This is a genomic window from Bengtsoniella intestinalis (assembly GCF_039719005.1).
GTDB lineage: Bacteria > Bacillota > Clostridia > Oscillospirales > Oscillospiraceae > Oscillibacter > Oscillibacter intestinalis.
The window spans coordinates 3,369,486-3,385,475 of the sequence record NZ_CP133584.1 but is presented as its reverse complement, the minus strand read 5'-3'; the positions used below and the strand labels follow the sequence as shown (position 1 = coordinate 3,385,475).

8 protein-coding genes and 2 pseudogenes are annotated in these 15,990 nt (G+C 47.7%); 9 read left to right on the top strand and 1 reads right to left on the bottom strand.

Annotated features, from left to right (window positions below; genetic code table 11):
• Window position 1 precedes the first annotated feature (1 nt).
• The 3 genes from RFF05_RS16135 (at window position 2) to RFF05_RS16125 (ending at window position 3,843) form a co-directional block, all read left to right on the top strand.
• Entirely contained in the window at window positions 2–334 is a 333-nt protein-coding gene (locus RFF05_RS16135) for a hypothetical protein (protein ID WP_409968037.1), read from the top strand.
• Between the two features lie 33 nt (window positions 335–367).
• Entirely contained in the window at window positions 368–3,475 is a 3,108-nt protein-coding gene (locus RFF05_RS16130) for a YodL domain-containing protein (protein ID WP_409968036.1), read from the top strand.
• Window positions 3,476–3,567: 92 nt separating this feature from the next.
• Entirely contained in the window at window positions 3,568–3,843 is a 276-nt protein-coding gene (locus RFF05_RS16125; protein ID WP_409968035.1) for a helix-turn-helix domain-containing protein, read from the top strand.
• Window positions 3,844–3,874: 31 nt separating this feature from the next.
• Here RFF05_RS16125 and RFF05_RS16120 read toward each other — a convergent pair whose 3' ends face one another.
• Window positions 3,875–4,291, bottom strand: coding sequence for a hypothetical protein (locus tag RFF05_RS16120; protein ID WP_409968034.1), 417 nt, complete (start codon window positions 4,289–4,291; stop codon window positions 3,875–3,877).
• Between the two features lie 388 nt (window positions 4,292–4,679).
• On the opposite strand from RFF05_RS16120, the gene RFF05_RS16115 reads away from it, so the two are divergent.
• From RFF05_RS16115 to RFF05_RS16090, 6 genes and pseudogenes are all read left to right on the top strand, one after another.
• On the top strand, window positions 4,680–5,015 hold the full coding sequence (locus RFF05_RS16115) for a TnpV protein (protein WP_409968033.1): 336 nt from the start codon (window positions 4,680–4,682) through the stop codon (window positions 5,013–5,015).
• Between the two features lie 20 nt (window positions 5,016–5,035).
• A pseudogene (locus RFF05_RS16110) lies at window positions 5,036–5,752 on the top strand (hypothetical protein); the annotation flags it as partial.
• A 2,109-nt stretch (window positions 5,753–7,861) separates the two neighbouring features.
• A pseudogene (locus RFF05_RS16105) lies at window positions 7,862–10,621 on the top strand (SNF2-related protein); the annotation flags it as partial.
• A gap of 696 nt (window positions 10,622–11,317) precedes the next feature.
• The gene (gene ltrA, locus RFF05_RS16100; protein WP_409970123.1) at window positions 11,318–13,192 is read left to right on the top strand and encodes a group II intron reverse transcriptase/maturase; all 1,875 of its coding nucleotides are present in this window, start codon (window positions 11,318–11,320) and stop codon (window positions 13,190–13,192) included.
• A gap of 106 nt (window positions 13,193–13,298) precedes the next feature.
• On the top strand, window positions 13,299–13,466 hold the full coding sequence (locus tag RFF05_RS16095; RefSeq protein ID WP_409970145.1) for a hypothetical protein: 168 nt from the start codon (window positions 13,299–13,301) through the stop codon (window positions 13,464–13,466).
• Window positions 13,467–14,080: 614 nt separating this feature from the next.
• Window positions 14,081–15,913, top strand: coding sequence for a reverse transcriptase domain-containing protein (locus RFF05_RS16090; protein ID WP_409968032.1), 1,833 nt, complete (start codon window positions 14,081–14,083; stop codon window positions 15,911–15,913).
• Window positions 15,914–15,990 lie beyond the last annotated feature (77 nt).

Sequence of the window (15,990 nt, the reverse complement as noted above, 5' to 3'; positions counted from 1 at the left end):
AATGAAAAGAAATTATCCACCTATTCGATTGAAGTTGGACGAGACAAGCTATAATGCACTTCGCTTTGGTTTGAGCCACAATGCTTTGTTATATGAAGGTAGTTTTGCAACCGATGCCAATGCGATTATGCAGATGATTGATAGGTATGCAAGAATTAAGACAGAGGATGGCACAGAGTATGTGTACCTCAATTTTTACGAAAAGGAAGGTGGATTGTTCATTTGGCAATTTGCCGCATTAGCCTACGGATTGAGTGAAATCCTTTCGGACGAATCCACTGATTATTTCGCAGAATTGAAATCTTTACGACAGGAAGTAGATAATCCATCGTAAAAGCTCTTGTCGAGTTAAGAAAGGAGTATCCCTATGGCAGAAAAATTAACCCAAAAGGAACGGCTCAAGGAGATTACCGATAGCATTGAGACGGAAATCACATCCCTCTTTGCCAGCGACAAATATGCCCAGTATCTCCGCACCATGAGCCGCTTTCACCGTTATTCGGTGAACAACACCATGCTCATCGCCATGCAAAACCCCGAAGCCACTGTTGTGGCTGGGTTTAATAAGTGGCGAGACAGTTTCCACCGTAACGTGAAAAAGGGGGAAAAGGGCATTAAGATCATTGCCCCCACCCCCTACAAAATCAAGGAGCAACAGGAGAAAATCGACCCTGTGACCAAGGCTCCACTGCTAGATGCCAACGGGCAAGTCCAAACCGAGGAAGTGGAGAAGCAAATCCCCATGTTCCGTGTGGTCTCCGTCTTTGACGTATCCCAGACCGAAGGTGAGCCACTGCCCACCCTGTCCAGCGATCTCACGGGCAACGTAGCCCACTTCTCTGCATTTATGGATGCGGTGGAGCGAACGTCCCCCGTCCCCATCTTCATGGAGTCCATGCCATCCGATACGGATGGCTTTTTTAATGCCACCACCCAACGGATTGCCGTCCGTGATGATATGAGCGAAGTCCAGACCGTCTCTGCTACCATCCATGAGGTTGCCCATGCCATGCTCCACAGCAAGGACGATGGCAAGAATCGCCGTACCGAGGAGGTGGAGGCCGAGAGTATTTCCTATGCCGTGTGTAGCTACTACGGCATTGAGACCGCCGAAAACAGTCTGGGCTATATCGCAAACTGGAGCCAAGGCAAGGAACTGAAGGAACTTCGAGCCTCCTTGGAAACCATCAACAAAACCGCCTCCGCTATCATCACTGGCATCGACAGCCATTTCCGTGAGATTGTCAAGGAACGTGGCATTGATGTACCCACTGAGCAAGAGGAGCCAGAGGTGGACAGCGTTGCTTTTGAGCTGGAGAACGGCAGTTTCCTCGCTATTTTCTCCGTAGAGGAAGGCAATGATTACTCTTTCTTTGACAAGGACTACAACCTCATTGATGGTGGCGTCCACGATGACCCAGAGTGGACAGTGTTTGATGTGGCGAGAGACCTTCTGGCAGAGGGTGATGTACCACCCTTTGCGGATCTGTCCAAGCTCAAACGAGTGGACTATGACGAGCTAACCGAAAAGACAGAGCTGGTGGAGATGTCCAAAATCGTCCAGTTTATGATGTATAGCAAAATTGCACCCCCTGTCATTGCAATGGCACCCGACTTCGAGGACAGACAGATGCCCCTGTATTCCAATCGTGAGGGCGAAAGATTTGTCTTTGGTTACGGTCATTTGGGTAACGGCACCACCGTGTGGAACTACCTCGATGAGACGGACGGAGACTACACCACCGTTGCCCATATCTCCGAGGTAGGCGAGCTGACCTACCACAAGGATTTCGAGGTGCGACTGCCACTGACCGCCAAAGAAGCCCTGTCCCAGCAGGCTGAACAAGTGCGGAAGGAGCAAGTAGCAGCACACCCCGTTGAAGCCGTCCTCGCTGTGGGTGACACCCATATTGCTATTAAAAATCAGCAAAGCACTTGGCGAGTAGCTGATGAAACTACCAAGGATGGTGCCCAGTATTTCCTGTTGGAGAGCGAACTGTATGGCGAAAAGGGTACCAAGCTGATTGTAGATGCCAAGGGTGCCGTGGTCTTAGACGGTGTTTGGAAAGGGTTTCACGAACTCAACGCCTATCTTCGGATGACCCCAGAGGAACAACGTGCCAGACGAGAGGACATTGTACCCTTCGTGACGGATGATGACTTGCGAGGCAAGATTGCCTATGACGGCTACGAAATTGCCGTTGAGGGTCACTTGGGGACGTGGTATGTGGTTGATGCCACTGCCATCAATGGCACGGACTATTTCTTGCTGGAGCATGAGGAGCATGGCGGTGATGCCGCCTGTATCATCGTGGATGTTGAGGGCAAAGTTGTGCTAGATGATGTATGGAACGGCTTTGACGACTTGGAATATTTTCTGGAAAGTCAGACGGTAGAATTACCTGTGCAAGCTCCCGAAAATCCGCCCTATCAGCTCCCAGACCCCACCGTGTCCGTTGCCGATGCTCATACCTACGGCTACACCGCCGAAGAACTGCTCCCCATGGAGAAAGCCCGTGCCCTAGAGCTATTTGGTGAGGGCTTTGCTATCTATGCCCTCCACCCAGACAACACCGAGGCCATGATTTTTGAGGAGGAAGAAATCGCCGCCCACGAGGGGCTGTTTGGCATTGAGAAAGAGGACTGGACGGCTCATCTGGAGCTAGAGGTAATGAAGGACTACAACCGCAGTGTGGATCATTCACCTGTGGCAGAGGCAGAGCCAGCCACCTACACCATCTATCAGCTGAGCAAGGACGAGGCCAACCACTACCACCGCTTCACCTCTCTGGAAACGCTGGAGCGTGAGGGCTTGACTGTGCGTAAAGAAGGCTATGACGAAATCTACTCCGCCCCCATCGCCAACCCTAGCGACAGTGATACCAAAATCCTAAACCAACTCTATGACCAGTTTAACATCAACCACCCAGTGGACTTCAAGGGGCACTCCCTGTCCGTCAGCGACATCATTGCCCTCCAGCGTGGGAGCGTGGTATCTTATCACTATGTAGATAGCTACGGCTTCACGGAACTTCCCAATTACCTCCAGACCGCCGAGCTGTCCACGGAGCAGAACTACAACATGGTGGATGGGCAAATCAACAACCTCCCCACGGTAGAACAGCTAGAGCACGATGCCAGCCATGGCAAGCCAGTGTCTCTCATGGAACTGCTGGATGCCACCAAACGGGAGCAACAGCAAAATCCCACCCCAAAAAAGAAAAGGCACCCAAGAAGGATGCAGAAAGGTCGTTATGATATGAAATTTACCGTTGAAGAAACCAATCTGATGTGCATTTACACCGCCGACACCCGCAATGAGCTGATGGCAAACCTCTCCGAAATGCAGGGGCATTTGCAGGAGGACGAGACCGAGCTGAAAGAACTGACCGCCAGTGTCCTCACCAAGCTGGAGAGCATGACCGATGAGGAGTTTGAGGCAGTCAAGGGAGAGCTTGTGGGGGATTTTGAGTAATTATATCAACGTATATTGTGTTCATGACGATGTTTGTGTATAATAAAACTATGGCTATGTACTTGATACCATCGAAAAGGAGGCAAATATCTATGAATACGTCCCATAATCCCCCGATGGATGAATCCACCGCAGAGCAACAGAATAATCTGGTGCCACTTGAGGTAATCAAAGCCGCAAAACAAGGTGACAAGGATGCAATCGCTACGATTTGCAAGCATTATGAGGATTACATTATTGCATCCGCTACCGAAACTTATGTAGACAAAGCTGGAAAGACCCATGAAGTATTCGACGAAGATATGGCTTCTGCTCTGAGAATCCGTCTGATTGAAGCGATTGGTGAATTTGAAATAGTAGAAGAATGACAATATCTTAAATATTCTAAGTAAACGGCACTCATCTTAACGGATGGGTGCCGTTTTGCGTAAAGCAAGGAGGCCAACCATGCCAACGAAACACGAACTTGCCCAGCTCTATGAGGTGAGCACCACGCAGGCCACAGCCAGTCTCGCCAACTGGACGGCACTGCTTTCCACTGTGGGACGGCTCTACAAGTATCCGTTCCATGAACAGCTGATGATCCATGCCCAGCGACCCGATGCCACGGCCTGTGCCGAATTTGGGCTGTGGAACAATACCATGAATCGCTATGTGCGACGTGGGGCAACCGGCATTGCCCTCATTGACCCCACGGGGGATAACGATAAAATTCGATATGTCTTTGATGTAAAAGATACGGGCGGTAGGGAGCAATCTCGCCGCCCTGTTTTGTGGGCAATGGAGGAGTCTTACCACAAAGATGTCATGGCTCATTTGAAAACACAGCACGATGCGGACGGCGACAACTTGCCCCTTGTCCTCGACAACATTGCGTACGATCTGGCAATGGAGTATTATGAAGATGCCAAAGACGAACTGCGATACTTGGTGGAAGGTAGCTTTTTAGAAGAACTGGATGACCAAAATCTGCACTCTGCCTTCGTCAATGCCACCAGTACCAGCATCGCCTACACATTGATGAGCCGTTGCAATTTGGATACCGAACACTATTTTGACCACTTGGACTTCGCCGCTATCTTTGATTTTAACACCAGCGGAACGGCAAACCTACTGGGCACCGCTGTCAGCGAGAAGTCTGAGCAAATCCTGCGAGAAATTGCCACCATCATCACCAAATTAGAGAGGAGCAAACAATATGAACATGACTTACACACAGAGCGGGGACTATCTGATTCCCGACCTCACGCTGGCCCCACAGGAGACCCCCATTGGGAAGTACGGACGGATGCGGAAGAAATTCTTGATGGAGCACCGCAAAGCGACCTTCAACCATCTGCTGATGAGCGAGAAGCTCCACCCCCATCTGGTGGAGATCGACCAGACGGCAGACAGACGGATGGAGCAGATGATGAGCGAACTGCTGGTGAAACAGCCAGCCCCCGACAAGATGAAGCACCAGATGGAGTGGGTGGGGCACATGAACAATCTGAGGGCACAGGCCGAGGAAGTCATTCTGACGGAGCTGGTGTACGCTTAAATTCCAACCCAGATACCCCCATGGAGCAGTTCTCCATGTTCCCCAGCGAGGCACAGCAAATCAAAACCATAGCGGACAGGCAGGAGCGAGTGAAATCGCCCAGCCCGTCCGCTTTTGCTATTTCCGAGGAAGAAATTGAGCATGAACTTCGCCGTGGCACTGGCTTTGTAGACGGCAAATTGCGTGTTTATGAGCTGTACCAGAGTAGCCCTACTCCCACCGATGCCATCAAGTGGCTGAAAGAGGAATACGGCTGGGGCGGTCATAGCCACACATTCCTAGATGGCACAAGGGGCTTTGTCAACCATGAGCCATCCAAGGGGCTTATCTTCGATGTCTATGCCGAGAACAAGAAAGTCACCGTCAAATGGACTGCTGCGGAAAAACTCCTTCGTAATCTTATCGCTACTGGCAACTACCTCACCCCAGAGGAAAAAGCCCAGTATGAGGCAAAGCAAGCTGGTGTGGTGGGGCTGGATAACACCCCTCCAGAGCCACAAGTCACCCCCATGTGGCAGAGTTATCTGGATATTAAGCGAGACTATGCGGATGAGCTTGTCCTATTCCAAATGGGCGATTTCTTTGAGGCCTACCATGGCGATGCAGAGCGTTTAGCCGAGGCAAGTAATCTGCTTCTTGCTCATCGTGACGTGAAGGGCGAGGGCACCGTCCCCATGACTGCCTTTCCCATCCACCGTCTGGAGGATATTAGAGACGATCTACTGTCCAAGGGGTTTGACCTTGTGGTGGCACCGCTGAAAAATGGGGAGCGAGAGACCTCCCTGTACCACGGCACCAAAGAGGAGCCAGAGGATGACTTTTCTGATATTGATACACAAGCAATTAGGGAGGCTTTGGCACAATCGGGTATTGTGGACGGACAGCTGGTAGACCCTGTGGCACTGGGGAATGACCCTTTTATCCGCCAAGTCACAGCAGATGTAGAGCGGATTGCACAAGAAGAAGCCCAGCCAGAGCCTACCCCCATTCCCACCATCACTCAAGGGGACATTGACCAAGCTCTCTTAGAGTGGAACGGCATCCCTAGCAGTGCCTTGCGAGTGGCAGATTATATGGCAACCCACAGCCGTGAGCGTGGCACCGCACAGTGGCTCCAACAGGAGTTTGGAGGGGATTTGCCCCACTTCACCGTCACCGTAGACGAGGTCACAGAGACCTTGCCTTGGGCGAAAGTCCAGCGACGGATTGGGCAGTTGATGGAGGCTGGCAAATTCCATGAGCCAACACCGCCAGCACCCACTGCCCCCGACCTTATTTTCTTTAATGACTTCAAGGATATTGAGGCCACCTTGGACTATGCCCTATATAATGACAGGGATGTCATAGGCTACAATGCCGAGGGTGTGAAGTACACCGTGGGCAAGTCTGGGAGCATGGTTTACACCACCCAGACCACCGCCATTGACCCTATGGGCAACATCTTAGGGGATGCCATGACCCCAGAAGTGTATGAGCAGTTTAAGGCATGGAAAGCCCAGCAAGCCCTCAAAAACACCCCTGCCCACAACTTCCGCATCACGGATATGGCTCTGGGCGAGGGCAACAAGCGTGAGAAATTCCAGCGTAATCTCATCGCCATCGTCACGCTACAAAAACTAGAGGCAGAGGGGCGTAACGCTACCCCAGAGGAACAGGCTATCCTTTCCCAATACATTGGCTGGGGCGGTCTCCCCGAAGCCTTTGACCCCGACAATGGCAGTTGGGCCAGCGAGTACACCCAGCTAAAAGCAGTTCTCACTGAAGATGAGTATAACATGGCACGAGCCTCCACCCTCAATGCCCACTTCACCAGTCCCACGGTGATCCAGAGCATCTACGATGGCCTCGCCCAAATGGGCTTCACCAAGGGCAACGTGCTGGAGCCTGCCTGTGGTGTGGGTAATTTCTTGGGGGTGCTCCCCGAAAGTATGGCAAGCTCCAAGCTCTACGGTGTGGAGCTGGACAGCGTAACAGGCCGTATTGCACAAAAGCTCTACCCAGAGGCCAACATCACCGTCAGTGGCTTCGAGCAGACCGACTTCTCCGATAGTTTTTTCGATGTGGCCATCGGTAACGTGCCATTTGGCAACTACAAACTCCACGAAAAACGCTACGCAGGCAACAACTTCCTCATCCATGACCACTTTTTCGCCAAGTCCTTGGATTTGGTGAGAGCTGGGGGCATTGTGGCCTTTGTCACCTCCAAGGGTACCATGGATAAGAAAAGTCCAGAGGTGCGTAGATACCTCGCCCAACGTGCCGAGCTACTGGGTGCCATCCGTCTCCCCAACACGGCATTTAAGGCCAACGCTGGGACAGACGTCACCAGTGACATTCTCTTTTTTCAGAAGCGTGAGGCTCCCATTGATATTGAGCCAGACTGGATTCATCTAGGCGAGGACGACCACGGCACCCCCATGAACAGCTACTTCGTAGACAACCCCCACATGATTATGGGCACAATGGAGATGGTGTCTGGGCCTTATGGCATGGAGAGTACCTGTCAGCCCTTGGAGGGTGCCACTCTCAGCGACCAACTCCGTGAGGCTATCACCCACATCGAGGGGCAAATCACCGAGGTAGACCGCCCAGACATGGAGACCGTCACAGCGGAGGAGACAATCCCTGCTGACCCCACGGTGAAAAACCACAGCTTCACCCTCGTGAATGGCGAGGTGTATTACCGTGAAAACTCCATTATGACCCAAGTTTCTCAGAGTGCCACTGCAAAAGAGCGTGTCACCCAGCTTGTGGGACTTCGTGAGTGTGTCAATGACCTCATCCGCTACCAGTTAGAGGACTATGATGATGCCACCATTGAGGGTGAACAGGCCAAGCTAAACCGCCTCTACGATGCCTTCACCAAGAAATACGGCCTCATCAGTAGCCGTGGCAATGCCTTGGCATTTGACAAGGACAACTCCTATTACCTTCTCTGCTCCTTGGAAGACGTGGACGAACACGGCAAGCTACGAGCCAAAGCAGATATGTTCACCAAGCGTACCATCAAAAAGGCTGTTGCCGTTACCAGCGTAGACACCCCATCCGAAGCCCTTGCCGTCTCTATCGCTGAAAAGGCTAAGGTGGATATGGACTACATGGAGGAACTCACTGGACTGTCTGAGGAGGAAATCGCCAGCCAGCTCCGTGGGGTTATCTTCCTCAATCCTTTACACGGATACGGGGATGAAACTCACAAAAAATATATCCCTGCCGATGAATACCTCTCTGGCAACGTCCGTGAAAAGCTGGTGTGGGCAAAGAGAAGTGCCCAGCTCTATCCCGAAGATTATGCCCCCAACGTAGAGGCATTGACCCTCGCCCAGCCCAAGGACTTGGATGCCAGTGAGATTGATGTGCGACTGGGTGCAACGTGGATTGATGCTGACTATATCCAGCAATTTATGTTCGAGGTCTTTGAAACACCTTGGCAAAATCGCAACGGCATCAAGGTCAATTTCTCTAAATTCACCGCTGAGTGGAGCATCACCAATAAGAACGCTATCCGTGGTGATAACATTGCCGCTTATACTACCTACGGCACCCTCCGAGCCAATGCCTATAAAATCCTAGAGGAGAGCCTTAACCTCCGTGACATCCGCATCTACGACACCGTGTGTGACCCCGATGGCTCAGAGAAACGTGTCCTCAACTCCAAGGAAACCCAGTTGGCACAGACCAAGCAGCAGGCCATCCGTGATGCCTTCAAGGATTGGGTTTTCTCCGACCCAGAACGGCGACAGGCCTTGGTGCAACGCTACAACGAGAAATTCAACTCCACCAGACCCCGTGAGTATGATGGCAGTCACATCAACTTCGTAGGCATGAATCCCCAAATCAAGCTCCGTGAGCACCAAATCAATGCCATTGCACACATCCTCTATGGCAACAATACACTCCTCGCCCACGAGGTTGGCGCTGGCAAGACCTTTGAAATGATTGCTGGAGCCATGGAGAGCAAGCGTTTGGGGTTGTGTCAAAAACCCCTATTCGCCGTCCCCAATCATCTTGTAGAGCAGTGGGCCAGTGAGTTTCTACGGCTATACCCAGCCGCCAATATCCTCGTCACCAGTAAAAAGGATTTCGAGCCAGCCAACCGCAAAAAGTTCTGTGCCAGAATTGCCACGGGGGAATACGATGCCGTCATTATGGGGCACAGCCAGTTTGAACGTATCCCCATGTCCCTAGAACGGCAGGAACGACAGCTTCGGGAGCAAATTCACGAAATCGTGGAGGGCATTTCCGAAGTGAAAGCCAGTGACGGTGAGCGGTTTACCGTCAAACAGCTAGAGCGTACCAAGCGTGGCCTAGAGGAAAGATTAAAAAAATTAGAGGGGCGAGACCGCAAGGATAATGTCGTCACCTTTGAGCAGTTGGGTGTGGATCGCCTTGTCGTGGACGAGGCACACAGCTATAAAAACCTATTTCTGTTCACCAAAATGCGGAACGTGGCAGGGCTATCCACCACGGATGCCCAAAAGTCCAGCGATATGTTCCTCAAATGCCGTTACATGGATGAACTCACAGGTGGCAAGGGCATTGTCTTTGCCACGGGCACCCCTGTCAGCAACAGTATGACCGAGATTTACACCATGCAACGCTACCTCCAGTACGAAACCCTCCGTCAAAATGATTTACTCCACTTCGATGCGTGGGCATCCACTTTTGGTGAGACGGTGACGGCCATTGAGCTGGCACCAGAGGGTACTGGCTATCGTGCCAGAACTCGCTTCGCCAAATTCTTCAACCTCCCAGAGCTGATGACCATGTTCAAAGAGGTGGCGGACATCAAGACCGCCGACCAGCTAGACCTTCCCACCCCCGAAGTTATCTACGAGAACGTGGTGGCACAGCCCTCGGAAATCCAGACTGAAATGGTCAAGGAACTATCCAAACGTGCCGCCAGAGTCCATTCCAATTCAGTAGACCCCAAGCAGGATAATATGCTGAAAATTACCTCGGATGGACGAAAACTGGGGCTTGACCAGCGTGTCATAAACCCACTGCTCCCAGACGACCCCAATAGCAAGGTCAACACCTGTGTCAACAACCTGTTCCGTATTTGGGAGGAAGGTAGCGACGAGAAATTGACCCAGCTCCTGTTCTGTGACCTGTCTACCCCCAAGACGGCTCCCCGTGCCGATAAGGTGGCAAAGGCAGGGCGAGGCACCATCAATGGGACGGAACTCCAAGCCCTAGAAGCCATGCTCCCAGAGGATGTTATTACTCCAGAGGCTCCTTTTAGCATCTACGAGGATATTCGGCAAAAGCTGATTGCCCGTGGTGTGCCAGCAGAAGAAGTGAAATTCATCCACGAGGCCAACACCGATGCCCGAAAGAAGGAGCTATTCGCCAAGGTGCGCCGTGGTGAAGTCCGTGTCTTAATTGGCAGCACATCCAAGTGCGGTGCTGGTATGAACGTACAGGACAGGCTGGTGGCTCTCCATGACCTCGATGCACCTTGGAGACCCGGCGATCTCAGACAGCGGTCTGGTCGCATTGAACGACAAGGCAATCAAAATGAGCGTGTGCAAATCTATCGTTACGTCACCGAGGCCACCTTTGATGCCTACCTCTGGCAGACCCTAGAGAACAAGCAAAAGTTTAGTGCGACACGTTCCTAAGTGAAAAGCTTAGGCACAAGTAAAAGGAGGTGCAAAATAAACTTGTAGAATTAATCATCTGATTGATGGAATGATGGAGTAACGTCCTGAAACGTCAACCTTAATACTCCGACTGGCTCTACTCAAAAGGTAGATGTTCAGAAGCTCGGTGAAGTCGGCAGAGAGTTACCGTAATGATAAAACTTAGATATCAACGAAAGCTGTTTAGGGATAAATGGTGTAACCCATATGCCGGAGGTCTAAAAAATACCTATGGTGAGAATGACTAAAAAGAGTCTGACGAACTTGCGAATGTACGGGTCTATAGTTGTAGCACATAGAAATGTGTGGGTATCTTTTGAGATAGTGTGTGAGGTAAAGTAAAAATTGAATTTATGAAATACCTTGTATTGTTACAGGCAATACCAAGCACACAGGCTTAAAGTAAGCACCTAAGGGTATATGCAGAGATAAGATGATTGAAACGTGGAAAGTAAAGGGGCTTTTCCCAAAATTTGAAAAGTCAACATATGAATTCATAAGTATGTGAACCCTTTGCGAGAGTGATGGCACGACCTGAGAAGTTCTTGTAATGAGAATGGAGGAACAGCCATTAGTCGATTATTATGATTTAAGAATAGAAAAGTAAACATTCACAGCTTCGAGTATGACAAAGAAAATCAAATCTGAAAGGAGATGATGCCTGTGACACAAACGAAGCAACGAAAACACAAGAAAATACGGCATATAGAATATTATGATTTACAAGGCACGTTTGATAAATTGTATGCAGATAGCAAGCAAAATAAAGTTTTCTCCAAATTGATACCAATTGTAACCAGTAAAGAAAACATACTATTGGCATATCGAAATATTAAACGTAACAGTGGTAGTAATACTTATGGGGTAGATAAAATGACCATCAAAGACATTGAAAAAATTGATGAGGAAAAGTTTATTGAAATCATAAGAAAGAAATTTGAGTGTTATAGACCTAAAGCAGTTAGACGTGTAGAAATTCCCAAACCGAATGGCAAAACCAGACCACTAGGCATACCCGCCATGTGGGATAGAATTGTACAACAATGTTTGTTACAAGTACTTGAACCAATATGCGAAGCTAAGTTTCATGAACGAAGCAATGGATTTAGACCTAATCGAGGAGCCGAACATGCTATTGCACAAAGCTATGTCATGATACAAAAGAATAACCTTCATTTTGTTGTAGATGTAGATATTAAAGGCTTCTTTGATAATGTTAACCATGCAAAGCTCATTAAGCAAATGTGGCAAATGGGAATTAGAGATAAAAAGCTGATTTGTATTGTGAAAGAAATGCTGAAAGCACCTATTAAATTGCCAAGTGGTAAAGTGATTTACCCTACGATGGGGACACCACAGGGTGGACTGTTATCACCGCTACTATCCAACATTGTCTTAAATGAATTGGATTGGTGGGTAGCTAGTCAATGGGAAAAGATGCCTGCACATACAGTACCAGATTATCCCAATAATAAAGGGGTTATGAATCGTGGTAACGCTTATCGTGCTTTTAGACGTGGAAAGTTAAAAGAGATGCATATTGTAAGGTATGCTGATGACTTTAAGATTTTCTGTCGCAACAAAAACGATGCAAACAAAACTTTCTTTGCTGTAAAAACATGGCTTGCCGAAAGGCTCAAGCTTGAAATTAGCGAAGAAAAATCAAAAGTTGTCAATTTGAAAAATTGTTATTCGGAATTTTTAGGGTTTAAACTCAAGGCAGTAGAAAAAGGTAATTCTTATGTAGTTAAATCACACATGTGTGATAAAGCAATAAATAAAAGTAGGGATAGGCTTAAGACTTTGGTTATTAGGATGTCACATGCCAAAGATAATTCTGAAGAAGCGATGTTTGTAAATCGCTACAATGCTTCAGTATCTGGCTTGCATAATTATTATAAAATTGCTACACATATAAATTTGGATTGTGCAGAAATATCTCGTGTAATGATTGCAGTACACAAAAATAGGCTTAGGAAAAGAATTACCAAACAAGGTGATTTATATGGATTTCGATATATTAAAAGTCAATACGGGAAAAGTGCACAGATTAGATTTGTAGGAGGCAAGCCTTTAATACCTGTCGGTTATGTGCAACATAAAAATCCAATGTGGAAAAAGAGGTCAATTAACAAATATACCCCTGACGGAAGAGAAGAAATTCATAAAAAACTGCAAATCAATACAAGAATATTGCACGCTTTAATGAGGGCGAATGACGGGAATAGAAGTGTTGAGTATATGGATAATAGACTTTCATTATACTCGGCACAACATGGGAAATGTAGTGTGAGTGGTAAAATATTAGAACTAAAAGAAATTCATTGCCACCACAAGAAACCTAAACACTTAGGTGGAACAGACAAATACAGAAATCTTGTTATCGTTCATCATATAGTCCATAAATTAATACATGCAACTACAAAAGAAACCATTCAAAACTGCCTAACACAACTGCAATTAACAAATATTCAGTTACAAAAACTAAACAATTTGCGAAAAGAAGCCGACCTTTTTGAAATTGTAATTTAATCGTTGCTCGAAAGAGTGTAAGTTTACTTTAACTAAAACAACATAATAATCGATGGAACGCCGTGTGCGGTGAAAGTCGCATGCACGGTGTGAACGGGGGGAAAAGATGGAGATTATATCAAAGTTTTACCTATCCGTATTCAGCCAAATTATGACCAGCAAATCTCCTGTACGCTCCTGCGAGGACATTGACGAATCGGCGCTGTCCTATGCGGAAATCAAAGCCCTCTGTGCTGGCAACCCATTAATCAAGGAGAAGATGGTGCGCCCATAAGCGACTGCCAGCAATGGTGGTTGCGTGGGTATATTGAAATACCGCCTTTAGCAAGCGGTGGGTAAAAATATCAAGAAAGGACGGTGAATACAACACCCATTATCCTACGACTTATCCATGTGGGGAAACCTAGTGGGGAGTGTAGCATGTCGTTGCAATGAAAATTGCAGAGCATGATAGGACAATAAAGTTCATATCAAACCTATCAAGTTGAGGATAAAAATCGGTACACGAGGATGAAAGCTACACTGCTTGAATGATAGTCAAAGCTCGGGAGTATCTTTTCCTATATGTGAAATGAACTGAAACACATATCGTCCCTGCGAATGTTCTTCCATTTTGTGCATTTGCGTGATATTAGGGACAGAGCAACTTCAAGATGAAGTAAATGGCGAACGTCACATCCGACAGTAACGAATGCTAATGTTTCAATATACCTAAATGGGGATGACCTAAACCCGAATAATCGGGCATGGTTACACAGCTTCCATAGTAGTCCGAGAAACCTGAATTGACAGGTAATGCCGTAAAACGGATGCGGGAAAGCCGCTCACATGGCGAAGGGAAGCAGTTTACTTTTTTAATACCAAAGAAAGGATGGTGCGAGAGGCACTATGAGAAATCCAATTGCAGTATTGAATAGTCTAAGCGAAAAATCACAAGCAAAAGAATACAGGTTTGAACGGTTATACCGCAATCTGTATAACCCAGAATTTTATCTGCTTGCCTACAAAAATATTTACGCAAATGATGGCAGTATGACAATGGGTGTAGATGGCACAACCCTAGACGGTATGAGTAGCAGAAGAATTGAGGGGATAATCTCCAAAATCAAGGACAAAAGCTACCAACCACATCCAGCTCGTAGAACCTACATTGCAAAGAAAAATAGCACCAAAAAACGTCCCCTTGGTATCCCATCAAGCGACGACAAACTGGTGCAAGAAGTGGTCAGAATGATACTCGAAAGCATCTACGAACCCACCTTCTCCAAAAACTCTCACGGCTTTAGACCCAAACGAAGCTGTCACACCGCTCTTATGCAAATTCAGAAAACCTTTACAGGGGTGACTTGGTTTGTAGAGGGTGACATCACCGCCTGTTTTGATAGCTTTGACCATCACGTCATGATTAACATCCTACGCAGACGTATCAATGATGAAAATTTCATTGGGCTGATGTGGAAATTCCTAAAAGCAGGCTATATGGAACAGTGGGACTACCACAGCACCTACTCTGGCACCCCACAAGGGAGCGGAGCAAGTCCAGTTTTGGCAAATATCTATCTCAATGAATTGGATATGTTCATGGAGTCCTACAAAGCAAACTTTGACGTGGGTAGCAGTGCAAGCCGTAAAATCAATCCAGAATATGAACGGTTGCGTGGTAACTATCGCAGATATGAGCGCAAATACGCCAAAAACTGGAACACCTTAACGGAGCAGGAGAAGCGAACACACAGTGCATCTCGAAACCAGATGAAAGCATTGATGCGAACGGTGCCCTCTCGCAAACCATGCGATGAGACGTACAAATCTCTACAATATGTACGGTACGCAGATGATTTCATTGTGGGGGTAATCGGGAGCCAAGAAGATGCCAAACGTGTCAAAGCAGACATTGCCCACTTTGTATCAGCAAAGCTAAAACTAACACTCTCAGAAGAAAAAACCAAAATCACGCATACCTCTCAAAGAGCAAGATTTTTGGGTTATGACATGACTGTTTCCAAAAGTCAAGATGTGAAGCGCAGAAGTGACGGCAGAATAACCCGTGCCTATGGGTCTGTGCTGAAGCTCTATCTGCCCCATGAAAAATGGGAGAACAAATTGCGTGAATATGGTGCCATTCGGATTGTGAAAAACGAACATGGAAAAGACATCTGGAAAGCCATCCACCGTGGAAAGCTAACGAATAAAAATGACATAGAAATCCTCTCTAAGTACAACAGTGAAATCCGAGGATTTTACAACTACTACTCCCTCGCCAGCAACGCTTGTGCCGTAGGTGCATTTGCCAGCCTCATGAAATACAGTATGCTAAAAACCTTTGCCAATAAGTATCGTACAAAAGTGTCCAAAATCAAGGCAAGATATGTGGTAAATGGAGCGTTCACTGTGAAATACCAAACAACCACAGGAGAAAAACAAGCTGTATTCTATAACAAAGGCTATAAACGGCAAGTGAAACCCCTTTTCGGACAAGTAGATACACTGGATTATCTCAAAAAATACGATAAACCCAACGCTTTGGCACACAAGCTTAGAAGTAAAACCTGTGAGCTATGTGGCGAAAGGGTAGAAAGCGTAGAGATACATCAAGTAAAACGGTTGAAAGACTTAAGTGGAGACGAGGAATGGGAACGGATTATGCTAAAAAAACACCGCAAAACAATGGCAGTTTGCCAAAAATGTCATGAAGCAATCCACATTTGTGATAAAACGTAAGATGATAGTAAACGGAGAGCCGTATACACCGAGAGGTGTCCGTACGGTTCGGGAGGGAGTGGGCAACTCGCCTGCTT